At 69.0% G+C, this 25,226-nt stretch carries 22 protein-coding genes and 3 pseudogenes; 14 read left to right on the forward strand and 11 right to left on the reverse strand.

All coding sequences use genetic code 11. The annotated features are described in order from the left end of the window. Positions 1–6: 6 nt before the first annotated feature. From EEJ31_RS04440 to EEJ31_RS04460, 5 genes are all read right to left on the reverse strand, one after another. Entirely contained in the window at positions 7–1,206 is a 1,200-nt protein-coding gene (locus EEJ31_RS04440; protein ID WP_123045093.1) for an anhydro-N-acetylmuramic acid kinase, read from the reverse strand. Continuing rightward, complete coding sequence (murQ, locus tag EEJ31_RS04445; RefSeq protein WP_123045094.1) at positions 1,203–2,126, reverse strand: N-acetylmuramic acid 6-phosphate etherase; 924 nt, start codon at positions 2,124–2,126, stop codon at positions 1,203–1,205. Before murQ ends, EEJ31_RS04440 begins: the two co-directional genes overlap by 4 nt. Further along, on the reverse strand, positions 2,123–3,010 hold the full coding sequence (locus EEJ31_RS04450) for an ABC transporter permease (RefSeq protein WP_123045095.1): 888 nt from the start codon (positions 3,008–3,010) through the stop codon (positions 2,123–2,125). The genes murQ and EEJ31_RS04450 overlap by 4 nt, the downstream gene beginning before the upstream one ends. Beyond that, positions 3,007–3,981 carry an ABC transporter permease gene (locus tag EEJ31_RS04455; RefSeq protein WP_123045096.1) on the reverse strand — a complete coding sequence of 325 codons (975 nt, stop codon included), beginning with the start codon at positions 3,979–3,981 and terminating at the stop codon, positions 3,007–3,009. The genes EEJ31_RS04450 and EEJ31_RS04455 overlap by 4 nt, the downstream gene beginning before the upstream one ends. A 63-nt stretch (positions 3,982–4,044) precedes the next feature. After that, positions 4,045–5,601 carry an ABC transporter substrate-binding protein gene (locus EEJ31_RS04460; RefSeq protein WP_123045097.1) on the reverse strand — a complete coding sequence of 519 codons (1,557 nt, stop codon included), beginning with the start codon at positions 5,599–5,601 and terminating at the stop codon, positions 4,045–4,047. 167 nt (positions 5,602–5,768) lie between these two features. On the opposite strand from EEJ31_RS04460, the gene EEJ31_RS04465 reads away from it, so the two are divergent. Both EEJ31_RS04465 and EEJ31_RS04470 read left to right on the forward strand, forming a co-directional pair. Next, the gene (locus EEJ31_RS04465) at positions 5,769–6,668 is read left to right on the forward strand and encodes a MurR/RpiR family transcriptional regulator (protein ID WP_233563725.1); all 900 of its coding nucleotides are present in this window, start codon (positions 5,769–5,771) and stop codon (positions 6,666–6,668) included. 134 nt (positions 6,669–6,802) lie between these two features. After that, the gene (locus EEJ31_RS04470) at positions 6,803–9,598 is read left to right on the forward strand and encodes an FAD-binding and (Fe-S)-binding domain-containing protein (RefSeq protein ID WP_123045180.1); all 2,796 of its coding nucleotides are present in this window, start codon (positions 6,803–6,805) and stop codon (positions 9,596–9,598) included. Here the strand turns inward: EEJ31_RS04470 and EEJ31_RS04475 are convergent. Together EEJ31_RS04475 and EEJ31_RS04480 are read right to left on the reverse strand one after the other, a co-directional pair. After that, positions 9,595–10,380: an alpha/beta fold hydrolase gene (locus EEJ31_RS04475; RefSeq protein ID WP_233563726.1), complete on the reverse strand. Its 786-nt coding sequence runs from the start codon at positions 10,378–10,380 to the stop codon at positions 9,595–9,597. The genes EEJ31_RS04470 and EEJ31_RS04475 overlap by 4 nt on opposite strands. Continuing rightward, on the reverse strand, positions 10,377–11,795 hold the full coding sequence (locus EEJ31_RS04480; RefSeq protein WP_123045099.1) for a dihydrolipoyl dehydrogenase family protein: 1,419 nt from the start codon (positions 11,793–11,795) through the stop codon (positions 10,377–10,379). The genes EEJ31_RS04475 and EEJ31_RS04480 overlap by 4 nt, the downstream gene beginning before the upstream one ends. A gap of 98 nt (positions 11,796–11,893) precedes the next feature. Between EEJ31_RS04480 and EEJ31_RS04485 the strand changes: the two genes are divergently transcribed. Next, a complete protein-coding gene (locus EEJ31_RS04485; RefSeq protein ID WP_123045182.1) occupies positions 11,894–12,256 on the forward strand; it encodes a DUF1622 domain-containing protein in 363 nt (120 codons plus the stop codon). A gap of 2 nt (positions 12,257–12,258) precedes the next feature. Here the strand turns inward: EEJ31_RS04485 and EEJ31_RS04490 are convergent, their stop codons facing one another. Then, positions 12,259–12,465 carry a hypothetical protein gene (locus EEJ31_RS04490; RefSeq protein ID WP_123045100.1) on the reverse strand — a complete coding sequence of 69 codons (207 nt, stop codon included), beginning with the start codon at positions 12,463–12,465 and terminating at the stop codon, positions 12,259–12,261. Positions 12,466–12,582: 117 nt separating this feature from the next. Between EEJ31_RS04490 and EEJ31_RS04495 the strand changes: the two genes are divergently transcribed. The 9 genes and pseudogenes from EEJ31_RS04495 (at position 12,583) to EEJ31_RS14280 (ending at position 19,820) form a co-directional block, all read left to right on the forward strand. Then, complete coding sequence (locus EEJ31_RS04495) at positions 12,583–13,323, forward strand: endonuclease/exonuclease/phosphatase family protein (RefSeq protein ID WP_123045183.1); 741 nt, start codon at positions 12,583–12,585, stop codon at positions 13,321–13,323. 30 nt (positions 13,324–13,353) lie between these two features. After that, positions 13,354–13,611, forward strand: a pseudogene (locus tag EEJ31_RS04500) (LLM class flavin-dependent oxidoreductase); the annotation flags it as partial. A gap of 45 nt (positions 13,612–13,656) precedes the next feature. Continuing rightward, on the forward strand, positions 13,657–15,093 hold the full coding sequence (locus EEJ31_RS04505; RefSeq protein ID WP_123045101.1) for a recombinase family protein: 1,437 nt from the start codon (positions 13,657–13,659) through the stop codon (positions 15,091–15,093). 181 nt (positions 15,094–15,274) lie between these two features. Further along, positions 15,275–15,487: a hypothetical protein gene (locus EEJ31_RS04510; RefSeq protein ID WP_003780572.1), complete on the forward strand. Its 213-nt coding sequence runs from the start codon at positions 15,275–15,277 to the stop codon at positions 15,485–15,487. After that, positions 15,487–15,735 (forward strand): helix-turn-helix domain-containing protein, encoded by a 249-nt coding sequence (locus EEJ31_RS04515; protein ID WP_123045102.1) that lies wholly within the window; start codon positions 15,487–15,489, stop codon positions 15,733–15,735. The genes EEJ31_RS04510 and EEJ31_RS04515 overlap by 1 nt, the downstream gene beginning before the upstream one ends. A 318-nt stretch (positions 15,736–16,053) precedes the next feature. After that, a complete protein-coding gene (locus EEJ31_RS04525; RefSeq protein WP_123045103.1) occupies positions 16,054–17,475 on the forward strand; it encodes a Rep family protein in 1,422 nt (473 codons plus the stop codon). Then, positions 17,472–18,059, forward strand: a complete 588-nt coding sequence (locus tag EEJ31_RS04530) for a hypothetical protein (RefSeq protein WP_123045104.1) — start codon at positions 17,472–17,474, stop codon at positions 18,057–18,059. The genes EEJ31_RS04525 and EEJ31_RS04530 overlap by 4 nt, the downstream gene beginning before the upstream one ends. After that, a pseudogene (locus EEJ31_RS14275) lies at positions 18,059–18,520 on the forward strand (relaxase/mobilization nuclease domain-containing protein); the annotation flags it as partial. The gene EEJ31_RS04530 and the pseudogene EEJ31_RS14275, both read left to right, overlap by 1 nt. Positions 18,521–18,932: 412 nt before the next feature. Continuing rightward, positions 18,933–19,820 (forward strand): GumC domain-containing protein, encoded by an 888-nt coding sequence (locus EEJ31_RS14280; protein WP_407643200.1) that lies wholly within the window; start codon positions 18,933–18,935, stop codon positions 19,818–19,820. A gap of 18 nt (positions 19,821–19,838) precedes the next feature. Here the strand turns inward: EEJ31_RS14280 and EEJ31_RS04545 are convergent, their stop codons facing one another. Continuing rightward, a complete protein-coding gene (locus EEJ31_RS04545) occupies positions 19,839–20,141 on the reverse strand; it encodes a hypothetical protein (RefSeq protein WP_081275423.1) in 303 nt (100 codons plus the stop codon). 49 nt (positions 20,142–20,190) lie between these two features. Then, positions 20,191–21,615 carry a mercury(II) reductase gene (gene merA, locus EEJ31_RS04550; protein ID WP_061225165.1) on the reverse strand — a complete coding sequence of 475 codons (1,425 nt, stop codon included), beginning with the start codon at positions 21,613–21,615 and terminating at the stop codon, positions 20,191–20,193. A 106-nt stretch (positions 21,616–21,721) separates the two neighbouring features. Between merA and EEJ31_RS04555 the strand changes: the two genes are divergently transcribed. Both EEJ31_RS04555 and EEJ31_RS04560 read left to right on the forward strand, forming a co-directional pair. Further along, positions 21,722–22,111, forward strand: coding sequence for a heavy metal-responsive transcriptional regulator (locus tag EEJ31_RS04555; protein WP_042529932.1), 390 nt, complete (start codon positions 21,722–21,724; stop codon positions 22,109–22,111). 36 nt (positions 22,112–22,147) lie between these two features. Further along, positions 22,148–22,927 (forward strand): annotated as a pseudogene (locus EEJ31_RS04560) (LLM class flavin-dependent oxidoreductase); the annotation flags it as partial. 81 nt (positions 22,928–23,008) lie between these two features. On the opposite strand, the gene EEJ31_RS04565 reads toward EEJ31_RS04560, so the two are convergent. After that, on the reverse strand, positions 23,009–25,180 hold the full coding sequence (locus tag EEJ31_RS04565; protein WP_233563728.1) for an MMPL family transporter: 2,172 nt from the start codon (positions 25,178–25,180) through the stop codon (positions 23,009–23,011). Positions 25,181–25,226 lie beyond the last annotated feature (46 nt).

The raw sequence follows: 25,226 nt of genomic DNA on the forward strand, positions 1-25,226 counted from the left end.
CGATCGTCAGCTTCCCGAGGCCGGGCGGTTCAGCGCCATGGCGGATGTCAGGGTGAGCGATGTCAGCGGTTCGGCCACCGGCTCCGGCAGCACGAGAGGCGCGGCGCCGGGCGTGAGGGTGCCGAGCACCCGTGCCTCGCGTGCGCCCGTCGCGGACGGGATGGTGGCGGGGACGCCGTGCGCCGTGCACCAGCCAATCAGGGCGAAGGCGATGGCTTCCTTGTCATCTGCGGGGGCGCCGAAATCGTCCGACGGCAGCAGTCGCACGCCCGGCAGCGCGGAACGCAGGCCGCCGAGGATCACCGGGTTGCGGCATCCGCCACCGGAGACGACGAGACGGTCGATGCCGGCGGACCGGACGTCCCGGGCGACGGTCTGCACGGTGAGCTCGGTGAGGGTCGCGATGAGGTCCGCCGTGGTGGGCGCGGTGCCGCACCGGGCGATCGCGTCGGCGATGTACGTGCCGTGGAAGTGTTCCTTGCCCGTGCTCTTGGGAGCGGGGAGCCGGTAGTACGGGTCGTCGAGCAGGTCGTCGAGCAGCTTCCGGTCGACGCGTCCGGATGCGGCGATCGCGCCGTCGCGGTCATAGCCGAGTTCGTTGGCGCCGGACTGCACCACCACCGAGTCGATGAGCGCATTGGCCGGACCGATGTCGTACGCGTAGGTGTCGGTCGCGGCCCGGACGACGGTCATGTTCGCGATGCCGCCGAGGTTGAGCGCGGCAGGGACTCCGGGCAGGCCGGCGAGCAGGAGCACGTCGAGGTAGGAGACCAGTGGGGCGCCGTGCCCGCCGGCTGTGATGTCGCGGATGCGGATGTCGGAGACCACCGGGGCACCCGTGCGTTCTGCGATCCACGCCGGCTGGCCGATCTGCAGGGTGCCCAGGGCGTGACCGCCGTCGACCCAGTGGAACACGGTCTGGCCGTGCGAGGCGACCAGGTCCACGCCTCCGGTCTGTGCGATCGCGGCGGCGGCCGCCTCGGCGAAAGCCTGGCCGATCAGGGTGTCCAGCTCGCAGACCTCGGCGAGCGTCGTCTGCGACGGCGGGAGCGCGGCGACCAGCCGGGAGCGCAGCTCGGGCGGGTAAGGGATGCTGCCGCCGTGTTCGACGGTGCCGAACAGGGCTCCGTCCTCGAGGCGGAAGTCGACGACCGCGGTGTCGATCCCATCGTGCGAGGTGCCGGAGATCATGCCGAGGACCTTCATCGTTGTTCCTCCAGTGCGGCGCGCAGGCTGCCGTCGGCTTCGTCGAGTGCGGCGCGGGCGTCCGCGTCGCTGAGCCCCAGGCGGAGCGCCAGGACGGCGCGCTTGACGTTGAACCCGGCCGACCGCAGGGCGGTGAGCGCGCCCTCCCGGTCGGTGTTGGTGATGCTGCGCACGATGCGGATCGCCCGTTCGCGGAGTTTCACGTTGGTGGCCTTCACGTCGACCATCAGGTTGCCGTAGGTCTTGCCGAGCTGCACCATGATGATGGTCGAGAACATGTTGAGGACGAGTTTTTGCGCCGTGCCCGCCTTGAGACGGGTGGAGCCGCTGATCAGCTCGGGACCGACCAGCACTTCGATGCCGTATTCCGCGGCGGCGCTGAGCAGGGTGTCCGGGTTGCAGGAGAGCCCGACGGTGAGGGCGCCGCGTTCGCGAGCCCGTCGGACCGCCGCGACGACGTACGGCGTCCGGCCGCTGGAGGCGATTCCGATGACCGTGTCGAGTGGTCCGATGGCAGCGTCGTCGATGGCGGATGCGCCGGCTTGCGGGTCGTCCTCGGCGCCTTCGATGGGAGAGACGACGGCTCCGGGCCCACCGGCGATGATCGCGAACACCTGCTCCGGCGGGGTGCTGAAGGTGGGCGGGCATTCGGAGGCGTCGAGGACGCCGATTCGCCCGGGCGTGCCCGCGCCCACGTAGACGAGCCGGCCGCCGGACTTCATGCGTGCGGTGGCCGCCTCGATGGCGGCGGTGATGCGGGGGAGTTCCCGGGCGACCGCGGCCGGCACACTGGCATCGACCTCGTTCATCATCGCGGCCAGGTCGGCCACTGGCATCCGGTCGATCTCGGCGAACCGCGGGTCGGCGGCCTCGGTGGAGAGTTCGGTCAGACGCTCGGCGTCGTTGTCGGTCAGGCTCATCGTTTGCCTCGGTTTCGTGGATCAAGGACGTCGCGCAGGCCGTCGCCGAGCAGGTTCAACCCGACCACGAGGGCCACGACCACGAGGCCGGGGAAGACCATGGTCCATGGGGCGACGTGGACGAGTGAGCGGGCTTCGAAGATCATCGAGCCGAGCGACGGGGCAGGCGGCGGCGTGCCGAGGCCGAGGAAGCTCAGTGAGGCTTCGGTGAGAACCGCCCAGGACAGCGACAGGGTGACCTGGATGATGATGATCGAGGTGATGTTCGGCAGTACATGCTTGAACATGACCATCATGCGGCTCTGCCCGGTGCTCGTGGCCGCCTTGACGTACTCGATCTCGCGAAGCGAAAGCACCGGCCCGCGGGTGACGCGGATGAAGATCGGGATGTAGACGATGGCGATCGCGATGGCGATCGTCAGCCAGTTCCGGTCGAAGACCGAGACGAGGGCCAGCGCGAGCAGCAGCGGCGGGAAGGCGAACAGAACGTTCGTCACGCCGCCGATCACCCCGTCGGACACCCCGCGGAAGAACCCGGCGACGAGGCCGGCGAAGGTGCCGATCACTGTCGCGAAAGCCACGGCGACGATGGAGATCAACGCTGAGTTGGCGACGCCGGCGGCCACGCGGGAGAACACGTCCCGGCCGAACTGGTCGGTGCCGAACAGGTGGTCCGCGCTCGGGGCGAGCAGCCGGGACGGCGGGTCCTGGTGCAGCGGGCCGTACGGCAGTAGGTCGAGGAACGACAGGACGGTGAGGACCAGCAGGACCGCGATGAGGATGGCGCCGGTCAGGCCACTCGGGCTGCGCAGCAGCGCCCGGAAACGGTGACCGATCTTGCCGGTGCTCGGCGGCAGGCTGACGGCCTGGGTGACTTCGCTCATGAGGCTCGGACTCTCGGGTCGATGACGCGGTAGAGCAGGTCGGTGAGAAGGTTGACGATCACGAACGACAACGCGATCACCAGGACGGTGCTCTGCACGAGCGCGTACTCCTTCTGTTGCAGCCCGAGCAGCACCTGCCGGCCGATTCCCGGGATGGAGAAGATCTGCTCGACCACGACAGCGCCGCCGAGCAGGTAGCCGAACTGCAGGCCCGTCATGGTGACGATCGGCACGAGCGCATTGCGGAGGACGTGCCGCGCCTGCAACCTCCGCGGAGGGACGCCCTTCGCCCGGGCGGTTCGGATGAAGTCGTCGGAGCGCACCTCAAGCACCGCGGTCCTGGTCGTGCGCATGATCGGCGCTGCGATGCCGAAGCCGAGCACGAGCGCGGGCAGGAGCATCTGCTGCAGGTTCAGCGCGGGATTCTCGAACAGCGACGCGTGGCCCTGGCCGTTGGGGTTGAAGCCGATGGAGGAGGCGAGCACCGACAGGAGGGTCGTGGCGAGGAGGAAGGCGGGTATCGAGAGACCGGCGAGCCCGACGAACTGGCCGAACGCATCCCGGGGAGAGTCCGGACGGGACGCGGACAGCATTCCGAGAGGAATGCCGATCACCAGGGCGAGCACGATCGAGAGGACCGCGAGTTCGAAGGTGACCGGCAGGGAGTGCGCCGTGAGGTTGAGCACGCTCTCCTGGGCGCGGGAGGAGAAGCCCAGGTTGCCGGTGAAGATGTTGCCGAGCCAGGAGAAGAACTGGATGAACAGCGGCTGGTCCAGGCCGTAGTACCTCTCCAGTGCCGCCTGCTGTGCGGGCGTGAGGGCAGCGGCCTCCGTGCCGAGGCCCGCGGTGATCTGGTTGCCGGGGATGGCGCGAAGCATGATGAAGACGAATACGGCGACGCCGAGGAGGGTCACCAGCGCTCCGGCGATCCGCCGCACGACGGCGTTGTGCGCGATGGTTCGAAAGGTCATAGCAGTTCCCTGCGAACAGGGGGATGCCGGCGCTGGCGCGACCGGCATCCCACCGTTCGTTCGTTATTTGACGGTCGTGGTGCGGAGGTACTGCAGCGAACCGTTCGCCATCGGGGTGAAGCCCTGCACTGACGAGGTGGTCGCCGTGTAGGTGTAGCTGGTGAACATCCAGATCCAGGCGGCGTTGTTCTCCAGCTCCAGGGAGACCTTGTCGTAGATCGCCTTGCGCGCGGCGGGGTCGGACGTGGCCTTGCCCTCCGCGAACAGTTTGTCCAGCTCGGGGGAGCTGTACCCGGCGACCTTGTTCAGGTTGCCGGTGCTGGTGAAGTAGCGGCCGTACATGCCGTCGGGGTCGGGCCGGCCGCCGTTCAGGGCGATGGCCGCTTCGAAGTCGGCCGCGATCCAGCGGTCCACGTAGGCTCCCGACTCCAGGACCTCGATGTCGAGGTTGATGCCGGCTTCCGCGAGCTGCGACTTGACGTTCTGGGCCTCGTTCACACTCGTGGCGTACTCGCCCTGGGAGACGATGGCGTGCACGGTGACGCCGTCGCTCTTTCCGGCCTTGGCCAGGTATTCCTTCGCCTTGTCGAGATCCCGGTCGGGGCACGGTCGTGCACTCGGGTCGGACTTGAACGCGGGCGACGTGATCGGGCCGGTGACCTCGCCCTCGCCGAGGGCCGCGGTGTCGAGGACCTGCTGGCGGTCGATCGCGCACTGGATGGCCAGCCGCACGTTCACATCGGTCAGGGCCCCCTTGCGGGCGTTCAGCTGCAGGGCGTGGTAGCTCAGCTGGGGTGTGTTCGAGACCGTGATGTTCCCACCGGCCGCGGTCTTCGCCACCAGCGGGTCATCGAAGACCGCGAACTGCACGTTGCCGGACTGCATGGCCGCGACGATGGAGGACTCGTCCGGGATCACGCGGAACTCAATGCTGTCGAGCTTCGGGCCGTCGCCCCAGTAGTTCTCGTTCTTGACCAGCGTCAGGGACTGGCTCGCCACCCGGTCCTTGAACGAGAACGGCCCGGTGCCGTTGGGCTCGGTGTTCAGCGCCTGCTCGGTGTCGTCCGAGGACAGGATCGCCGTACCGAGCACCGCGAGATTCGCCGGCAATGCGGCATCCGGCGCGGAGAGGGTCAGCACGACGGTGTGCTCATCCGGGGCCTCCACCTTGGTGACCGACGCGAGCGACGCGGCGGAGACGGCGGCGGTGGCCTCGTCCATGATCTTGTCGAACGACGACTTCACGTCCTCCGAACCGAAGCTGCTGCCGTCTTCGAAGGTGACGCCCGAGCGGAGCTTGAACGTGACGGTCAGCCCGTCATCGGAGACCTCCCACGATTCGGCGAGGCCGGGCACGACGTTCAGGTCCTTGTCGAACTCCGTGAGGGTGCCGTACACGTTCTCGAGCACGTGCACCGCCTGGAACTGCGTGGCCTTCCAGGGGAAGAGGGTGTCGGGGTCGGACGTGACGCCGATGACGAGCTTTCCGCCGTCGGCGGCCGCGCTGCCCGACGGTGCGGGGGTGCCAGACGGGGAGCAGCCCGTGAGGGCCAGTGAGACGGCTGCGAGCACTCCCATCGCCGCGAGCGCACCACGCGTGGTGCGAGATCCTTGTGACATGCGTTTCTCCTTTGTAACGGGCGATTCTGTGACGAGGATGCAAGCGATGCGTGGTGCCGGGGTGCGACGAGCATCTTTGATCCAGACCGGTTAGGTCACAAAAGTACACTAAACATCGATCGCAGGTAACTTTGTTTCCCGTATCGTTATCTTGAGGAAGGATGAGCGTGAGCGACGAATCTGAGGGACGGCCGGACTCCCGGACGGTCCTGGTGCGCATCCGCGCCGCGCTGCCGGCCCTGCGGCCGTCCGAGAAGCGGATCGCCCGGGTCTTCCTCGACGACCCGGCCGGTGCTGCCGGCCTCTCCATCGCGGAGATCGCCACCGAATGCGGCACGTCCACCACCTCGGTGGTGCGGTTCTACAAGCGCATCGGCTACGCGCGCTACCAGGACCTGCGCACCGACCTCACCCGGGAAGCCATGCGGGAGAAGCTGGAGAACCCCAACCTTCCATCGCTTTCCGGCGACGTGAATCGCGATGACACGGTCGACGACATCGTTGCGAAAGTCGCGCTCAACGAGACCCTGTCGATCGCCGATACCGCCAAGATGCTCGACACGAAAGAGCTCGCTCGCGCGATCGGGCTCGTGCTCTCGGCGCGGCGCGTGGACATCTTCGGAGTGGGGGCGAGTTCCTTCGTGGGATTGGACCTGCAGCAGAAGCTCTCCCGGATCGGTCGCACGGCGCTGAACTGGCCGGACTCGCACTCGGCGTGGACCTCGGCAGCGACGCTCGACGAGTCCTGCGTCGCGATCGCCATCTCGCACTCGGGATCGACGATCGACACGGGGGAATTCCTCGCCATCGCCGGCGGGGCCGGTGCGGCGACGATCGCCATCACGAACTTCAGCGAGTCAGCACTGGCGGACACCGCTGATGTCGTATTGACCACAGCCGCGCGCGAGACCCGGTTCCGTTCCGGCGCGCTCGGCAGCCGTATTGCGCAACTCATGGTCGTCGACTGCCTGTTCATCGGGGTGGCGCAGGCGTCGTACGAGGTGTCGATGGCGGCGCTGCGCAGCACCTACACCGCCGTGCACCGAGGATTGGGCGCGAGGTCGTGAGCGCCCGACGCATCGGGCCGTCGCCCGCGGACGCCGCCGCCCGTGCGGCCGTCCCGGCGTCAGCGTTCCCGAGCGGCCAGGGAGCAACGCCGGGCGGGCCCGCCGTGAGCGAGCGGGCGTTCGACCGGTTCGCCATGGCGCATGACGCGTCGCACTACCTTCTCGTGCCGCAGTCGGTCGCGGCGCCTCGGGGCGTCGATGAGATCGCGCAGTTGTTCCAAGCGAGCCGCGACGGGGGTCTGCCGTTGACCTTCCGGTCCGGGGGCACGAGCCTGAGCGGTCAGGGGGTGACGAACGGGATGCTGGTGGACACCCGGCGCTCGTTCCGTGGCATCCGTGTGCTGGACGACGGTGCGCGGGTGCAGGTGCAGCCGGGCGCGACGGTGCGCCAGGTGAACGCCAGGCTCGCTCGCCATGCGCGCAAGCTCGGCCCGGACCCGGCGAGCGAGATCGCCTGCACGATCGGGGGAGTGGTCGCCAACAACTCCAGCGGCATGGCGTGCGGCACGGAGCAGAACACCTATCGCACCATCGAGTCGATGGTGGTCGTGCTGGCCAGCGGCACCGTTGTCGACACGGGGTCCGACGACGCGGATGACCGGCTCCTCGAGCGTGAGCCAGAACTGTATGCCGGGCTGGAGGCGCTGCGCGACCGGGTTCGGGGCAACCCGGATTCGGTCGATGTCATCCGGCGCCAGTTCTCGATGAAGAACACGATGGGGTACGGCGTCAACGCGTTCCTTGACTTCGAGCGGCCGGTGGACCTCCTCGCGCACCTCGTCATCGGCAGCGAAGGCACGCTCGGATTCGTGGCGGACACGGTGTTCCGGACCGTCCCGGTGCTGCCGTTCGCGGCGACCGGGCTCGCCATCTTCCCCGACTTGAGCAGCGCGGCCGCGGCCCTTCCCTCGCTTGTCGCCGCCGGCTTCGCCACGATCGAGCTGATGGACGCCGCGTCGCTGAAGGTCGCGCACGCACAAGCCGGGGTGCCCCCGGAGCTTGCCGCGCTCCAGGTCTCGACGCACGCCGCGTTGCTCGTCGAATACCAGGCCGGCTCGGCGGCGGACCTCCGGCAGAAGCAGGCGGAGGGTGAGGCGGTTTTCGGCACGCTCAACCTGGTGGCGCCGGTCGTGATGACGACCGAGCCGGTACGACGCGCCGACCTGTGGCGCATCCGCAAGGGCCTGTACACCGCCGTCGCGGAAGCACGACCGTCGGGCACGACGGCCCTGCTGGAAGACATCGTCGTGCCGGTGCCCGCCCTGCTGGGCACCTGTGAGACGTTGATCGAGCTGTTCGAGAAGCACGGCTACGAGGAGAGCGTCATCTTCGGCCATGCCAAGGACGGCAACATCCACTTCATGCTGAACGAGCGGTTCGAGCAGGCCGGTGACCCGACGGCATCCGGCGAGGGCGGTCTTGACCGTTACCAGCGCTTCACCGAAGACATGGTCGCGCTCGTGCTGTCCCATGGCGGGTCGCTCAAGGCCGAGCACGGCACCGGGCGGATCATGGCGCCGTTCGTGCGCCGGCAGTACGGTGACGAACTGTATGCGGTGATGAGGGAGATCAAGCGGCTGTTCGACCCTGCCGGCATCCTGAACCCCGGAACAGTGCTCTCGGACGACCCGACCTCGTACCTGCGCGACATCAAGGCGGTGCCGACGGTGGAAGCGGAGGTCGATCGCTGCGTCGAGTGCGGGTACTGCGAGCCGGCGTGTCCGTCGAAGGACGTCACGACGACTCCCCGGCAGCGGATCGTGATCCGGCGCGAGATGCGCACGGCAGAGGCGGCCGGCGATACCGCGCTGCTCGAGGAGCTGCGCGAGGACTACGACTACGGCGGCACCGACACGTGCGCTGTCGACGGCATGTGCCAGGTCGCGTGCCCGGTGAACATCAACACCGGCGACCTCACCCGGCGGCTGCGCACGGAGAACGCGGGCATGCTCGCGCAGGCCGGCTGGACGTTGGCGGGCCGGCACTGGGATGCCGTGACCCGGGCCGGAGGGACGGCGCTCAGCCTGGCGGATGCGATGCCGGAGCGGCTGGTGACCACGGCGACCGGGTTCGCGCGAGCCGTGATCGGGACGGATGACGTGCCCCTGTACGACGGCGGACTGCCCAAGGGCGGGACGAAGCGCCGCGCGCAGACGACGGGGGTGGAGAACGCCGCGCCGGAAGCCGTGTATTTCCCGGCGTGCATCGGCACGATGTTCGGGCCGGCTGCCGGCGGTTCCGGGGTGACGAATGCGTTCCTCGAGTTGTGCGAGCGGGCCGGCACGACGGTGGTCGTCCCCGAGGGCATCGGTTCGATGTGCTGCGGAACGCCGTGGAAATCAAAGGGATACGCGAACGGCTACCGGGAGATGACCGAGAGGGTCTTGCCGGCGCTCTGGCAGGCGAGCAACGAGGGAGCGCTGCCGATCGTGTGCGATGCGGCGTCGTGCACAGAAGGCCTCGACACGATGCATCGCCTGGCCGAGGCCGCGACCACCGGGGAGTATTCCGCACTGCGATTCGTCGACGCGGTCGAATTCGTGCACGAGCGGATGCTCGCCGACCTGACGGTCACCGCGCCGGTCGCGTCCATCGCGCTGCACCACACCTGCTCGTCCACCCAGTTGGGCACGAACGCGAGCATGACGTCTATCGCCGAGACCATCGCGGAGGAGGTCTACGTCCCCGTCGATTGGGGCTGTTGCGCGTTCGCCGGCGACCGGGGCCTGCTGCATCCGGAATTGACGGCTTCGGCCACCGCGCGAGAGGCGGCCGAGATCGGGGAGCGCGAATTCACCGCGTACGCGTCGACCAACCGCACCTGCGAGCTTGGCATGACTCGCGCGACCGGCAAGGAATACCAGCACATCCTCGAACTCCTCGCCTGCGCGACCCGGCCTCAACCCGCACACGCAGCCGGCGCGATCTAACCGGACGCGTCGAGGATCAGCTTCACCGTCTCCTCCGGCTGGTCCCACTGCGGGTAGTGCCCGCAGTCCTCGAACCAGCGCACGCGCGCCTGCGGGAACACATCGGTGACCCGCTCCGCCTCAGACGGCACCGCCACCTTGTCCTGCCGCCCCCAGCCGAGCGTGATGCGGGCCGGCGGGCGAGCGGATGCCGCGGTGCCGGCCTCCGGCTTCGGCCCCTTCACGAGCGCATCGAGGGCCGCGTTCAGGCTGGGCGAGGTCTTAAAGCCGCGCAGTTCGGTGAGCACGAAGTCCTCACCGAGCGCCCACGGCCGTGCCGAGAACTGCGCGAGCAGCGTGCTGCGCCCGATCGGGTTGTTGCCGAGCAGTGACAACAGCGAATGCGCGGCCCGCATCGCCTTCATCGAGTTGCCCACGGTGGCATTGAAGATCTTCGCCTGCCGGTCGCTCCAGAAGCCCAGCGGGGCGAGTGCCACGACGTTTCCGCCATGACCGCGCGCGGCAAGCTCCAGCGCGACCCGGGCGCCGAGCGAGCTGCCGACCACGTCGACGTCCCCGAGGGCGCGGTCCGCGATGAACGCGGCCACGGCATCCGTCAACGCGGCGATCGTCACCGCGCCTTGCAGCGGCGGCGTCGCCCCGAACCCGGGCAGGTCTACCGCGATCACCTCGCGCTCGGCCGCGAGGTGCGGCACCACGAGGTCCCACGTGCGCAGGCTCGAGCCCAGCCCGTGGAGCAGCAGCACCGGCCGGCCCATGCCGTGCTGTTCGAAATGCATCATGCCGCGTCGGGCGTCGGCCGCCCGTAACCCTCCAGCAGCCGCAGCCAGATCTCGCTCATCGTGGGGTAGGCGGGCACGGCATGCCACAGCCGGTCGATGGGCACCTCGCCGACGACGGCGATGGTGGCCGCCTGCAACATCTCGGCCACGTCCTGCCCGACGAACGTCACCCCGAGCAGCACCTTCCGCTTCTCGTCGACGACCATGCGCGCCTTGCCGGTGTACCCGTCGGCCTGCAGGCTCGCCCCGGCCACCGAGCCAAGGTCGAAGTCGACGACGCGGGTCTCGTAGCCGGCCTTCTTCGCCGCATCGGCGGTCAAGCCAATGGATGCCACTTCCGGGTCGGTGAACGTCACCTGCGGCACCGCCTGGTGGTCGGCGGTGGCCACATGCGTGCCCCAGGGGGCGTCGTCGACGGGCTTGCCGAGCGCCCTGGCCACGATGACGTCCCCCGCGGCGCGGGCCTGGTACTTGCCCTGGTGGGTGAGCAGCACGCGGTGGTTCACGTCACCCACGCCGTACAGCCAATCGAACCCCTTCACCAGAAGCGTGTCGTCGACGTCGAGCCAGGAGCCCGGCTTGAGGCCGATGTTCTCGAGGCCCAGGTCGTCGGTGCCGGGCTTGCGGCCGGTGGCCACCAGCACCTCATCGGCGGTGACGGTGGATCCGTCGTCGAGGTCGAGCACCACCGCGGTGTCGGGACGCGACACCTTCGTGGCTGAGACGCCGAGGAGGATCGTGGCACCGAGGGCGCGCAGCCCGTCGGCCACGAGCTCGCCGGCGAACGGCTCGTCCTTCTCCAACAGCGCGCTGCGGGCGATGACGGTGACCTTGGTGCCGAAGCCCGCGTACGCGGTGGCCAGCTCACAGCCGGCGACGCCGCCGCCGATGATGGCGAGGCTGGCCGGGACCTCGTGCGCACTGGTGGCGTCGGTCGTCTGCCACGGATTCACGTCGGCCAGGCCCGGGATGCCGGGGAGGCTCGGGTCGGACCCCGTGCTCACGGCGACGGCATGGCGGGCGGTGTAGACCGTGCCGTCCACCGTCACCTGCTTGACCCCGGTGATGCGCGCCGTGCCGCGCAGGAGGTCGATGCCGGCGCCCGCCACCCACTTCACCTGCGACTCGTCGTCCCAGTCGTGCGTGAAGGTGTCGCGCCGCGCCAAGGTGGCGTCGACATCCGTCGACCCCGTCACCGCCTCTTTCGCGCCCTCGACCCGCTGAGCCGCCCGCACGGCGGCCCCGCTGCGCAGCAACGCCTTGGACGGCATGCAGGCCCAGTACGAGCAGGCACCCCCGACCAGCTCCGATTCGATGAGCAGCGCGGACAATCCGCCCTGTACCACATTGTCGGCGACGTTCTCGCCCACGGCGCCCGCTCCGATGATGATGACGTCGTACTCGGTGTCGGTCATGTCTTGCCTTTCTCTCAGGTGTCGGCGCCCGGGCGGCGCTGTCGGGCGACCCCGGTTCGGGCCTCCCGAGGCTCGCACTCCGGGCGTATAACGAGGTGGTGACGTTCCAGGAGATCATCGAAATCGTTGGCCGCATCATCGACGGGTCGGGCGTTGCCGCGGTGCTGATCGGCGTGGTTGTCGCCAGCGTCTACGCGCTCGTTCGGCTGCTGGGCAAGAAGGGCGCCGTCTATCGCCCCTACCGGCGGCTCCTCGGCCGCTCCATCCTGCTCGGGCTGGAGCTCCTCGTCGCCGCCGACATCATCCGCACGGTGGCGATCACGCCCACCATCGAAAGTGTGGGCGTCCTGGCCGGCATCGTGCTGATCCGGACGTTCCTCAGCTTCTCCCTCGAGCTGGAGATTACCGGTCGCTGGCCGTGGCAGAAGGAGGACGCCGTCCCCGAGGGCATCAAGGAGTGACATCAGGAGTCGGACGACTCCCGCCACTCCCGTTCGCGTTCCCGCTCGAGCGTGTCGCTCTCCGCGTGCCCGTACCGCTGCATGTCGGCGAGGATCTCGTCGTGGGGCTGGGCGGCCTCGTCGAGGGTGAGCAGGCCGTCGGGATCCTTCGGGTCGCGCTGCCCGGTGAGCCGCTCGTCGATGGTGGACTTGTCCTCGTCTCGTGGCATGGTCCCAGTCTGCGCCGGTTCGGCCGAGCCCGCACCTGCCCCGTCGCATCCGCTGCCGGAATCGCCAACCGAACGTAGGGTGGATGCGTCGGTGTTGAATCTGGGACAGGGGTGCTCGTGAAAGTCATCAGTTACAACCTCCGCAAGAACCGGGCGAGCGGCGAACTCGTCGAGCTGGCGGACGGCTTCGAGCCCGACGTTCTGTGCCTGCAGGAGTGCGACACCGAGGCGCTGCCCGCCGAGGTGGGGCTGCTGCACCTCGCCGACTCCACCAGCCGCAACCGACTGGGCCTGGCCGTCTACTACCGCAAGGACCGCTTCACCGCCGTGAAGACGCAGTCCTTCGCGCTGAAGAAGTCGATGCACGACCGACTGCTGCGGCCGGCGCATGAACGGCTGATCGGCACGCGCCTGGTCGACCTCGCCAACGACCGCGAGCTGGTGGTGGCGTCGTTCCACGCCGCCCCGCTCACGGCCCTGAACTCGCTGCGCCGCAACCAGATCAGCTCGGCGCATGAGGCGTTGCACCGGCTGGGCCCGAACCTGCCCACCCTCATGGTGGGCGACTACAACTACCCGATCTTCAAGGGGCACCTGAGCGAGCACGTCAAGGAGTCGGGCTACGACCTGAGCCTCAGCGACAGCCGCACCTACACGCGGTACAAGTTCTTCCGCGGCCACTTCGACCTGGCCACGTCGGTGGGCCTCAGCATCGGCAACGTCGAGACGCTGCCGCGGGGCACCTCCGACCACATGCCGATCCTGGTGACCGCGTCGTACAGCTCGGTCGGTGTCGGCTACTCGGCAACGGATGCGATGGGGCCAGGCCCGTCGTCGGCCGACGACTTCACCATCTGACGGTTCGGTCGCTGCACGAGGGAGTACCAAGTGAGTACACGCAAGAACATCGGCTTCCTGTCGTTCGGGCACTGGACGCCTCACCCCGACTCCGAAACACAGACCGCGGGCGACGCCCTGCTGCAGAGCATCGACCTCGCCGTCGCAGCGGAGGAGCTGGGCGCTGACGGCGCCTACTTCCGCGTGCACCACTTCGCGCGGCAGCTCGGCTCGCCGTTCCCGCTGCTGGCTGCGGCGGGTGCGAAGACGAGTCGCATCGACATCGGCACGGGCGTCATCGACATGCGCTAGAGCATGTCGCGGTTGTGACACTCGTTCCGTAAGCTTGGTTGCATGGTCGAACTGGTAGCGCTGAGGAAGACGAACGAGGTGGCCGCGTACGTCCGCGCCTCCATGGACCGCAAGGGCGACCGCTGGACGGTCGATACGCAGCTGAGGAAGATCAGGGCGCTGGCCGAGGCCAAGGACTGGAACGTCGTCGAGGTCTACGAGGACAACGCCGTGTCGGCGACGAAGAAGCGCCGCGCTGGCACCCGCTGGGCCGAGATGCTGGACGACGCCCGCGCGGGCCGCTTCTCGATGGTGGTCGCCGTGGACATGGACCGGCTGCTGCGCAGCACGAAGGACCTCAACACCTTGATTGACCTGGGGCTGCGGGTCGTCACCGTGGACGGCGAGATCGACCTCTCGACGGCCGACGGTGAGTTCCGAGCGACGATGCTCGCGGCACTGGCCCGGTTCGAGGCCAGGCGTAAGGCGGAGCGTCAGATCAGGTCGAACGAGCGCCGACGCTTCGAGGGCATCCCGACGAGCGCCTGGAAGGCGTTCGGGTGGACGCGAGAGGGCGAGCTGATCCCGGAGGAGGCCGACGCCGTCCGGCGGGCCTTCGCCGCGTTCCTCGGCGAGCCGTCGCTGTCGATCCGGCGAATCCGCGAGGATCTGAACGGTGCCGGTCATCTCACCGCCCGCGGGTCGGAGTTCTCCGTCGATGCCGTGCGCTACCTCCTGGCGAACCCGCTCTACGCTGGCTACATCAAGCACTACGCGTCGGGCGAGCTGTACCCGGTGCAGGGCGACGCGTTCCCGCCCATCGTCGGTGAGCAGACGTGGCGGGCTGCGGTGTCGAAGCTGGAGGACAACGTGCGGAGATCGGCGAGGCAGGGTAACCAGCCGAAGTACCTCCTGTCCACGATCGGCCTGTGCGGCAAGTGCGGGGCGACGCTCGTCTCTGGGACGAACAGCCGCAAGCAGCCGACGTATCGCTGCGGCGAGCAGTTCCATCTCACCCGCCAGCGCGAGCCCGTCGATGCGATGGTGACCGAGGCGGTGCTCACCCGCTTGTCCTCGGTGGATGTGCACAACCTCGTGATGCCGCAGGAGGACGATGGGCCAGATCACGAGGAGTTGCTGACGGAGCGGAACGCCCTGGTCGAGCGGGTGAAGGAGCTGAGCCCGCTGCTGCGTGACATCCATCAGCCGGTCCTGGAGATCACGGCGGCGATCAACGACGTGAAGGCCCGCATCGATGAGATCGACGCGGAGCTGCTCGACCGTTCGGTGTCGGTGGCGGCGAAGTTGCTCGCGGACGTGGACGAGCCGGTCGGCACCGCGGAGCGCCGCGAGGTGGTCGAGGCGAAGTGGAAGACGTTGGACGTGGACCGCCGCCGGATGCTCGTGGACGAGCTGGTGACGGTGACCATCGAGCCCATCGCGCCCGGTCACGTGAAGTTCGACCCCGACCTCATTCGTATAGAGCCGCGTCGCGACTGACTCATGAGTCGACTCGTCATTGCAATGGTGAGTCGACTCGTGGGAGAATGGTTGCAGACAAGAAGATCCCACCGGGGCCGCGACTTAGAAGCGCGGGGTTCTGCTCCCGGATGAGTAGCCGGTCAAACAGCCCAATTACCGTGGCGGGGAACCGGAAGATACTCATGTCTGAGGACTTCCGATGTCTGTCGTTATCGACGTTCCCCGCGCATCCGCGCTCGACCGCCCTGGCCTCGATCAGGGCTCCACTCCTTCTCCGCAGGCAGACGGCCTCGATCCCGTCATCGCCGCCGCTCGTGCTGCTGGTCGTCTGGCCGGTGAACGCCTGGCTCGCACGCCCCTGACCCCGCGACAGCGCGCCGCGGTCGCCGCCGTGATGGGCGGTGGTCACTGATGAGCGCCAACTCCTCCGCCTTCGACCACGTGAACGGCTTCCGCTGGCGACAGGGCGACCCCTCCCTCGCCGAGTCCGAGGCACGTCTCTACGACCTCGGCGTGCTCCGCTCCGTGCTGGAGGAGTCCGTCGAGATCGCCGTCGCCGACGCCCGCGCCGATGGGGTGACCTGGGCGAAGATCGGCGACGCCCTCGGCGTCACGCACCAGGCCGTCATCAAGCGTTACCGCAAGGGTGGTGCCCGATGAACGCCGCCGAACGCACCAGCGCCACCGCTCCCGCTGACCTGACCAGCCCGACCGATGGGCCTGGCCTGGCATCCGCCGGAGGCGGGCTGCCCGTCGTCGTGATGCCCGTCCTCATCCGTGCTCCGCACTCCAAGAGTTCTGGAAGCCTCATCCGTTCCTACGGGCGCGGCAAGGGCTTGTCGATTGCCGCGCCATGCAACAACATGCCTGGTCAGCTGCCGGTTTCGCCTTCGCTCCACCGCGTGACCCCGCAGGATCATTTGGGGGTCAATAGGGGGTCATTTAAGGCGCCGCACGCTCCTTCCGACGTCCTGGGCGGTGGTCGCCGTGGCTAAGCAGGAGAACAACCCGACGAGCATCGGGCTCACGCAGTACCTCGATCCGTCGTACTGGACCTGGGCCGCCGAGGACGCGAACGGGGCCGCGCTGCTCCAGCAGGGAGCCGGGGCGATCCTCGCCTACGTGGTGCAGCGGCTCGAGGCGATCGGCTGTGAGGTCGTCGAGGCCTACGGCATCGTGCACGACAAGGACGAGCGCGAGGTCTGGAGCGACACCGAGAAGACCCTCGTGGTCGAGCCGAAGCCGGATCACCTGCACGCGGTGATCAAGTTCGCCAGCCGCGCGAAGAGCGCGCCTCTGGATCGGCTCGCGTTTGGCATCGGCGTCGAACCGCAGTACGTCGAGAAGCCCGGTCGCGGGCGGTACGCCTTCGACAACATGCTCTCGTACCTGACGCACGTGAAGTACGCGGACAAGCACCAGTACGCGTCTTCGGAGGTCGCCACGGTGCGCGGGCCGGACTACCTCGGCATCGACGCCCAGCGCCGGGAGACGTGGCTCAAGGGTCGCGCCCACGTGAAGAAGAAGGTCGTCGCCGAGAACTTCGAGGACATGCGCGAGCGCGTGCTCCAGGGCGAGATCACGCGCGATCAGATCATGCTTACCGATGAACTGTTCGACATCTACTCGCGGCATCAGCGGGAGATCGACGATGCCCTGTCCGCCTACGGTCAACGCCGTGCGTACCGGGCGGCGGCGAAGCTCCGCGCCGGTGAGTTCTCGACGCACGTGGTATTCGTGCACGGGGATGCCGGTATCGGCAAGACCCGGTTCGCCACGGACTTCATCACCGAGGCGATCAACGCGGCGAACGCCCACGGCGAGCGGTGGCAGGTCTACCGGGCCGCCACGGGGAACCCCCTCGATGACTGGCGCGGGGAGGAAGTGCTGCTGCTCGACGATCTGCGCGCCTCGGCGATGGACGCGAACGACTGGCTGCTGCTGCTCGATCCGTACAACGCCTCCCCGGCGAAGGCGCGCTATAAGAACAAGGGCGAGGTGGCCCCGCGTCTCATCGTCATCACGGCGACGATCGAGCCCGTCGAGTTCTTCTACTACGCCCGTCAGAAGGGCAACGTGGACGAGGCGCTGGACCAGTTCATCCGCCGACTGGCCTCGGTCGTGAAGGTCTACCGTGCCGACGAGATCAACCGCTACCTCGTGCAGCACATCGGAAGGATCGAGCCCTACGAGTGGCATCAGTGCAGCGTTCCGGCCGCCGCGCACACGCCCGGCATGTACGGGAACGCGTACCACCGGAACGCCGGGTCGCGGGAACTGACCTACGGTCCGGAGACCTCGGCCGACCACGACGCGGACGGCGCGGTCGCGGAGCTGCTGAGCGGGCTCGCCGTGCGGAGTCCGGACGTGCCGCTGGCACTGATCGGAGGTGCCGCATGAGCACCGAACTGGACGCGCTCTTCCAGGGGGTCGAGGGGGCCGGAGGCCCCTCGCAAGCAGGCATGGAGGACACGAGCGTCAGCGATGTGTCCGACATACCTACTGCTTGCCACTCTGGCGTACAGGTGGAGCAGCAGACCGACTCCCAGGTGAACACCGGTCGGGCTGATGCGGAGGCTGTGCGTCAGAGTCACGGCGGCGCGAAGCGTCGTCGTGGCAGCGGCGGGCGGCTCGATACCCGCTTCGATGACGCCACACTCGGGGCGCTTCGCACTCGTGCGACGCGGCTCGGGCTGGCTCCGAGCACGTGGGTGCGGACCGTCGTGCGCGATGCGCTCCACGCCTCTCGGAGCGAGGAGCTGGACGCCGCCGTGGCCGCGCACCTGCTCGGAGCCGAGTTGCGCGTGCAGGCCTCGGCGGACGCCCGCGAGCTGGCCGCCCAGGTGCGCCCGCTGGCGATCAACGTCAACGACCTGGACCGCCGCGCGCGGGCCGGTGAGGCGGTGGCGCTGTCGGCGGAGGTGCCCGAGCTGATCGAGTTGCTACGCGAGGTCCGGGCGCTGCTCGGGGACCGGACGGCGTGATGAGCACCACGCACTACAGCCCGAGCACGAGCGTCGGAGACACGGAGCGCTACATCCGAGGCAAGGAGGACGAGCGCGGGGCCGCGGTCACGTGCGACGTGCCGGGAGGCCCCGGCGCATTCTCGGCCCGCGCCCGCGCGCTCACGCAAAACACGAAGCGCGGCGTCGAGGCGCTGCACTACCGGCAGTCGTTCAGCGACGAGGAGTTCGACCCGAACAGCCCGGAGGACGTGCAGCGGGTGAATGATCTGGGCTACCTGCTGGCGAAGCGGATGCACCCGGACTCGGACTGCCTCGTGGTGACGCATGTGGATGGACGTGGCCGCAAGCCGCACAACCACATCTTGGTCGTCAACCACAACAACCGCACCGGGAAGGCGCTCTCGGACTACCGCACGTTCCACGACCGCAAGGCAGGGAACCAGCGGGGCGTGCAGTCGGCAAACGACGAGCTGATGCGCGAGCACGGCCTCTCGGTCGTAAAGCGGCTGGAGCACCCGCCGAAGGACTGGGAGCTGCGCCGCGAGGACTTCGCCGAGGGGTCGCTCGACCGGGAGATGGGCGACCGGATGAGCGCCGCTCTGGCCAATCCCCGGTCGATGGACAAGGCCGGTCTCGAATCGGTGATCGCGGAGCAGAACCAGCAGCTTGGCGACGACGGGAAGCAGGTGCCGCGGATGCGCCTGCACACCGCCGTGAGCAAGCGGGGCAAGAACGTCGGCAAGGAGACGTGGACGCTCTACATCGAGGACCGCCGAGGTGAGTCCGGGCGCGCCGAGCGCCGTAAGCGCACCAGCGCCCTCTCGGCGGACTTCACCCCAGAGGGCGCGCAGGCGTTCTTCGACTATCACCAGCAGCAGAAGGAGCAGGACCATGAGCGCAGCGCTCGACAGGCTGAAGCAGCAGAACGCGCAGGACGAGCAGCGGCAGCAGCTCGGCAGTCCGGAGACGATGGAGACGTTGACCTCGATCCTCGCCGCCGTCGAGGCACAGAACGCGCGGCTCGACCGGCTGGCCGAGCAGCAGAAGAAGCTCGCGGGGCTCGTGAAGGTCATGGACGAGGAGATGAGCAAGCGCATCGACCGGGCGTCGACCTCGCAGCCGTCCGTCAGCACGTCACCGCAGATCGAGAGCGTCGAGAGCAGGCTGAGCGAGATCGAGAGCACGCTCAGCGAGTTCGTGCAGAGTCTCGACGGGAAGCGGCTGAGCGCCGCCTCGCAGAGTTTGGTCGCCGAGGCGCAGAAGAACCACGCGGCTACGGCCTCGGCGATTGAGGGACTCAAGGCACAGGCCGCGGCGAACCAGAAGCTCGTGAGCCAGGTCGGCGGGGCCGTGCAGCGGATCGAGAAGCGCTCCGAAGAACGGGTTGAGAAGGCCGTCGAGCAGGTCGCCGGGGAGGCCTCGGCCACGATGACGGCGAACCTCGACGCGTCCAACGAGCGCGCCGAGCGGATCATCGCCGCGACGGCGAAGCTGGAGGCTCGACAGCTCTGGTCGGCTGCCGCTGCGATGTGCCTCGCCCTCTTGCCGGTGGTCGTGGTCGTCGCTGGGCTCTGGATGGGGATCGCTGGGCTCATCACAGGCGCTCAGTGGGCCCTCGACGTGGACGGGAGCCTGTGGCTCGGCATCGGGCGCTGGCTCGTGGTTGCCGTGGGCCTCACCGGGGCCGGCTACGGGCTCTTCGCGTCCGTCCGTTGGGTCGCGTGCCTCGTCGAGACCTGGAGGGGCCGCGGGATGCCGAAGTGGCCCCGTTGGCGGTGATGGCTGGATCCGATCGAGCTACCGGTTCCGATCAGCAGTCGAAGGATTTTCGCAGCAGCCAGTCCTGCGGCCTCGGTGCCGCCGCCGTAGCCTGACGAGCATCCCGGCCGTGACGGCCATCGCGACGGCGATCCCGGCACCGATGATCCAGGGATTGCCGAGGAGCCCTCCGACGCCTGCGAGTGCTCCGCCCGCCGCGATGAGCGGCAGGCCGCAGCAGAGCAGCAACGGAAGCGCGCAGCATGCCAGTAGGAGCAGCCCGGTCCCTGCGGCGACGATGGGACCGGCGCGCCGTTCGTCGCGGTCGTGATCGGCGCTCATCGTCTGCACCTCTTCCGGATGAGATCTCCCCGATTGCATGCGTTGCCGTTCATGCGCAGCACGAGAGCAGTGACGGGTCGGTGGTGAAGGACTTCGCGGCGATCCGGATGCCTTCGGTCATGGTCAGGTAGGGGGCCCAGGCGTCGGCGACTTCGGCGATGGTCTTGCCGAGCACGTGGACGCCTGCGGCGGCGAGTTCCCCGGCGTCCTTGGCGACGGCGGTGAGGCCGAGGATCTCGCTCGTATCGGCGTTCACGACGATCTTGATGAACCCGCGGGTGTCGCGGTTGATCACCGCCCGGGGCACATACTCCAGGGGCAGCACGCGGCAGTCGCAGCGGATCCCCGCGGCGACGACCTCCTTCTCGGTCATCCCGACCGCGCCGATCGCCGGTCCGGTGAACGTCACCCGCGGCAGATGGGAGTAGTCGACGGACCGGTCGGCGTCGGCGAACGCGTTCTCGGCGACGAGGGTGCCGTGGTGGGCCGCGACGTAGACGAACTCCGGGTGCCCGGTCACGTCGCCCGCGGCCCAGATCCGCGGGTTCGACGACTGCAGATGGTCGGAGACGACCACCTCGCCGGAGTCCCCGGTCTTCACCCCGACCGCATCGAGGTTCAAGCCGTCGGTGACGGGACGGCGTCCGAGGGCGACGAGCACCTGGTCGGCGCGGAACTCCTGCGAGCCGCCGGACACGTCCGCGGTAACCACGACCTGCCCGGTCGCCGCGTCCCGGGACACCCGGGTCGGCACCGCGCGGCGGACCACCCGGATGCCCTCGTCGGCGAACACCTCCTGCAGTGTCCGGGACACCTCCGGCTCCTCCTTCGACGCGAGCCGGGACCGCACCAGCACGGTGACCTGGGAGCCGAGGCGGGCGAACAGCTGCGCCTGCTCCAGGGCGACGTAGCCGCCGCCGAGCACCAGCATCGACTCGGGGACCTCGGTCAGGTCCATCGCCGTGGTCGAGGTCAGGTACCCGGCCTCGTCCAGGCCGTCGATCGGCGGAGCCCACGGCCGCGCACCGGTGGCGACCAGGTAGTGCTCGGCCTCGATTGTCTCGACCGCTCCGTCTGCGGCGGTGACCTCCAACACCGGCGCGTCCGGGGTGCCCGCGAACCCGGCGTCTCCCCGCCGGACGTGCCACCCGTATGAATCGGCGACGTCGGCGTACTTCTCGCCCCGCATCGTCTCGACCAACGCCTGCTTCCCGGCGATCAGCGCGGGCATGTCCACTGGGCCTGCCGTCGTCGCGATCCCCGGGAACCGGTCGGCGGCGTCGGCGGCGACGTGCCGTGCATCGGCGGCGGCGATGAGGGCCTTCGACGGCACGCAGCCCGTGTTCACGCAGGTGCCGCCGAGCGTGCCACGCTCGATCATCACCACCGACTTCCCGAGCATGGTCGCGCGAATCGCGGCGGCGAACGCTCCGCCGCCCGATCCGATGATGGCGAGATCGTACTTCGTAGGCATCGCTGCTCCCGTCAAGGCTTGGACTTCTGTTCCGTTTCAGCCATACTGGACCTTCCAGTGCAGGGGAAGGTCAAGCGTGGCCCCTGCCGAATGATCGGAGGCCGCAATGCGCATCGGAGAACTCGCCGAACGCGCGGGCACCACCTCGAAGACGCTCCGGTTCTACGAAGAGCAGGGACTGCTGCCCCCGGCCGACCGGACGCCATCCGGGTACCGCGACTACGCGCCCGACGCCGTCGCCCGGATCGACTTCGTTCACCGTGGCCAGGCCGCAGGCCTCACCCTCGCCCAGATCCGCCAAATCCTCGACATCCGCGACAGCGGCCACGCGCCCTGCGAGCACGTGCGAGACCTCCTCGACGCGCGCCTGGCCGAGATCGAGCAGCAGATCGCCCAGCTCACCGCCCTGCACGGCACCATCGCCGACCTCCGGCACGACGCCGCGCACCCGGACCCCGACACATGCAGCCCAGACCAGGTCTGCCGGTACCTGTAGAGGGACGCGGACCGAGAAAACGAGAGCCATAACACGAACATGCGCTACGCCAACCCGCTGGCGTTCGCCGAGGATGCCGCCGCCGCGGACCTCATCGCGGGCGGCCGGCTCCAGCTCGGCATCTCCCGGGGGTCACCCGAGCAGGTGATCGACGGCTGGCGGTACTTCGGCTTCGAGCCCGCGGAGGGCGAGTCCGAGGCCGACATGGCGCGCAGGCACACCGACGTCGCACTGGAGGTGCTCTCCGGTGCGCAGTTCGCGCAGCCGAACCCGCGACCCATGTTCCCGAACCCGCCGGGCCTGCTCCGGATCGAGCCGTACTCCGAGGGCCTGCGGGAACGCATCTGGTGGGGCGCCGGCTCGGACGCCACCGCACGCTGGGCGGCCGAGAAAGGCATGAACCTCATGTCGTCGACACTCAAGGACGACGAGTCCGGTGAGCCCTTCCACGTTCAGCAGCGCAAGCAGATCGAGGCGTTCCGCGACGAGTGGGCGAAGCACGACCACGGCTTCACGCCCCGCGTCTCGGTGTCGCGGTCGATCTTCGCCATCGTCGACGACCGGGACCGCCGGTACTTCCTCGGCAGCGGCGAGCGGGAGGACCAGGTCGGCTTCATCGACAACACCCGCTCGGTCTTCGGCCGCTCCTACGCCGACGAGCCCGACGCCCTCGTGGAGCAGCTCCGTGGCGACGAGGCGATCGCCGCTGCGGACACCCTCCTGCTCACGGTGCCCAACCAGCTCGGCGTGGACTACAACGCGCACGTGCTGGAGGCCATCCTCACCCACGTCGCCCCCGCGCTCGGCTGGCGCTAGACACATTTTCCAGGGCAACTGGTTCAGGAGGAACAGGAGGAGCTGCGCGGTCCGCGGCGCGGCGGAGTCGAATCTCCTGAATCAGCGATGGGCGAGCCGCGACGGCCACCAGACCGCGCGGCCGAGGTCATAGCAGAGCGCGGGAACCAGCAGGGAGCGCACGAGCAGGGCGTCGAGCAGCACGCCAAAGGCGACGATGAAGGCGATCTGTGCGAGGAACAGGATCGGGATCACGCCGAGCGCCGCGAAGGTCGCCGCCAGCACGACACCCGCCGACGTGATCACCGACCCGGTGACGGCGAGTCCCCGCAGCACGCCCGTGCGGGTGCCGTGCTGCAGCGACTCCTCGCGCACCCGCGTCATAAGGAAGATGTTGTAGTCGATGCCGAGCGCCACGAGGAACACGAACCCGTACAGCGGCACGGCCGGGTCGGCGCCGGCGAAGTGGAACAGGTGGTCGAAGACGAGCGCCGACACCCCGAGCGACGCCGCGAACGAGACCACCACGCTCAGCACCAGCAGCACCGGGGCGACCACCGCGCGCAGCAGCAGCATCAGGATCAGCAGGATCACCACGAGCACGAGGGGAATGATCAGGGTGCGGTCGTGAATGGACGCCGCGTTCGAGTCGACGGCGGTGGCCGTCACCCCGCCGAGCAGAACGGATGAGTCGCCGTAGGCGGCACGCAGCTCGCCCACCGTGTGCTCCGCGGCGGCCGAGTCGGCAGCATCCGCCAGCGTCACCTGCAGCATCACCCGGCCGTCGACGACCGTCGGCTCACCCGCAGGTGCGCCGGGTCGAATCGGCTGCACGCCGTCGGCGGTCACCGGCAGGGTGCCGCTGGGGGAGCCCTCCGAGAGCACTGAGGCGCTGCTGACCCCGTCGGTGCCGAGCGCGGTGGCCGCCATATCGGCGAGGTCCGACGCGGGCCCGACGACGAGCGCCGGGCTGCCCGACCCGCCGGGGAAGTGCCGGCCCAGCGCGTCCTGCCCGGCCCGCGCCTCGGAGGAGCTGAGAATCAGGTCGCTCTGCGGCACGCCGTCGGCTTTCAGCTGCAACAGGCCGGCTGATGCCGCGAGCAGCACGAGCGTGCAAGTGACCCAGATCGTGCGCGGCCGGCGGGCGACGGCGCGCCCGAGGCGCGGCCAGAGGCCGGTGGCGTTCGCGCCGGTGAGCACGGGATGGGCGGAGCCGAAGCGGGGCCGCACCGGCCAGAACGCCACCCGACCGGCCAGCATCATCACCGCCGGCAGGAACGTGAGGGACGCCAGCAGGGCGAAGACGATGCCGATCGACGCGACCGGGCCCAGTGCCTTGTTGCTGTTGAGGTCGCTGAACAGCAGGCAGAGCAGGCCGGCGATCACGGTGCCCGCCGACGCGAGGATCGGAGCGCGGGCCCCGCGGAGCGCGGCGACGGTCGCATCCCAGTGGTGCTCGTGGTCGCGGAGCGCCTCGCGGTAGCGCGATACGTAGAGCAGGGCGTAGTCGGTGGCGGCTCCGATGACGAGGATGAACAGGATGCCCTGCACCTGCCCGTTCAGCTGCACCGCGCCGGCCTTCGCGAGCCACCACACCGTGAGGATGCTCGCGCACAGCGCGAACATCGCGCTCGCCAGGACGATCAGCGGCAGCAGCGGCGACCGGTACACGACGATGAGGATCACGAACACGGCGACCAGGGCCACCAGCAGCAGGATGCCGTCGATGCCGCTGAAGGCATCCACCAGGTCGGCGGTGAAGCCGCCCGGCCCGGTGACGTACGCGGTAACACCGGCGGGCGCGGCGTCGGCGACGGATGCGCGCAGCTCCTCGACCGTGTCGGTGAGCGTGTCGCCGGGGTCGAGGGGGACGAAGACCTCCGCTGCCTCGCCGTCCTCGGATGGCACGGGCGGCGACACATCGGAGCCGACCCCGTCGATCGCCGGGAAGTCCCCTGCCGCCGCGGCGATGGCGGCGAGGTCGTCGCCGGTCAGCCCGCCGTCGCGCACGAAGAGCACGATGGCCGGAATGCGGTTCGACCCCGCGAACGCGGGCAGCAACTGCTGCACCTGTGTCGCATCCGCACTCGCCGGCAGGTAGCTGGTCTGGTCGTTGCTCGACACCTCGGCGACTCGGCCGAAGTAGGGGCCGCCGACGCCCGCGATCCCGATCCACACCACGATGAGCAGCGCTGGCACCACCGCCCGCATCCATCGCATCCGTCGTCCGCGCATCCGTTCCTCCTCCGCCCCGTCACGCCTCGCGGCCAGCATATTGTTAAGTTCCTTAGCTATCAAGTGGGTTAGGGAAGCGATACTC

Origin of the sequence: Cryobacterium tepidiphilum, from assembly GCF_003716325.1 — a bacterium.
In the GTDB taxonomy this organism is placed as follows: domain Bacteria; phylum Actinomycetota; class Actinomycetes; order Actinomycetales; family Microbacteriaceae; genus Cryobacterium; species Cryobacterium tepidiphilum.

What these genes read in the sequence shown, in the direction of transcription:
- EEJ31_RS04440 (WP_123045093.1), bottom strand. Translation starts at nt 1,206, where the DNA reads ATGAAGGTCCTCGGCATGATCTCCGGCACCTCGCACGATGGGATCGAC.
- murQ (WP_123045094.1), bottom strand. Translation starts at nt 2,126, where the DNA reads ATGAGCCTGACCGACAACGACGCCGAGCGTCTGACCGAACTCTCCACC.
- EEJ31_RS04450 (WP_123045095.1), bottom strand. Translation starts at nt 3,010, where the DNA reads ATGAGCGAAGTCACCCAGGCCGTCAGCCTGCCGCCGAGCACCGGCAAG.
- EEJ31_RS04455 (WP_123045096.1), bottom strand. Translation starts at nt 3,981, where the DNA reads ATGACCTTTCGAACCATCGCGCACAACGCCGTCGTGCGGCGGATCGCC.
- EEJ31_RS04460 (WP_123045097.1), bottom strand. Translation starts at nt 5,601, where the DNA reads ATGTCACAAGGATCTCGCACCACGCGTGGTGCGCTCGCGGCGATGGGA.
- EEJ31_RS04470 (WP_123045180.1), top strand. Translation starts at nt 6,803, where the DNA reads ATGGCGCATGACGCGTCGCACTACCTTCTCGTGCCGCAGTCGGTCGCG.
- EEJ31_RS04475 (WP_233563726.1), bottom strand. Translation starts at nt 10,380, where the DNA reads ATGATGCATTTCGAACAGCACGGCATGGGCCGGCCGGTGCTGCTGCTC.
- EEJ31_RS04480 (WP_123045099.1), bottom strand. Translation starts at nt 11,795, where the DNA reads ATGACCGACACCGAGTACGACGTCATCATCATCGGAGCGGGCGCCGTG.
- EEJ31_RS04490 (WP_123045100.1), bottom strand. Translation starts at nt 12,465, where the DNA reads ATGCCACGAGACGAGGACAAGTCCACCATCGACGAGCGGCTCACCGGG.
- EEJ31_RS04505 (WP_123045101.1), top strand. Translation starts at nt 13,657, where the DNA reads ATGGTCGAACTGGTAGCGCTGAGGAAGACGAACGAGGTGGCCGCGTAC.
- EEJ31_RS04510 (WP_003780572.1), top strand. Translation starts at nt 15,275, where the DNA reads ATGTCTGTCGTTATCGACGTTCCCCGCGCATCCGCGCTCGACCGCCCT.
- EEJ31_RS04515 (WP_123045102.1), top strand. Translation starts at nt 15,487, where the DNA reads ATGAGCGCCAACTCCTCCGCCTTCGACCACGTGAACGGCTTCCGCTGG.
- EEJ31_RS04530 (WP_123045104.1), top strand. Translation starts at nt 17,472, where the DNA reads ATGAGCACCGAACTGGACGCGCTCTTCCAGGGGGTCGAGGGGGCCGGA.
- EEJ31_RS14280 (WP_407643200.1), top strand. Translation starts at nt 18,933, where the DNA reads ATGAGCGCAGCGCTCGACAGGCTGAAGCAGCAGAACGCGCAGGACGAG.
- EEJ31_RS04545 (WP_081275423.1), bottom strand. Translation starts at nt 20,141, where the DNA reads ATGAGCGCCGATCACGACCGCGACGAACGGCGCGCCGGTCCCATCGTC.
- merA (WP_061225165.1), bottom strand. Translation starts at nt 21,615, where the DNA reads ATGCCTACGAAGTACGATCTCGCCATCATCGGATCGGGCGGCGGAGCG.
- EEJ31_RS04555 (WP_042529932.1), top strand. Translation starts at nt 21,722, where the DNA reads ATGCGCATCGGAGAACTCGCCGAACGCGCGGGCACCACCTCGAAGACG.
- EEJ31_RS04565 (WP_233563728.1), bottom strand. Translation starts at nt 25,180, where the DNA reads ATGCTGGCCGCGAGGCGTGACGGGGCGGAGGAGGAACGGATGCGCGGA.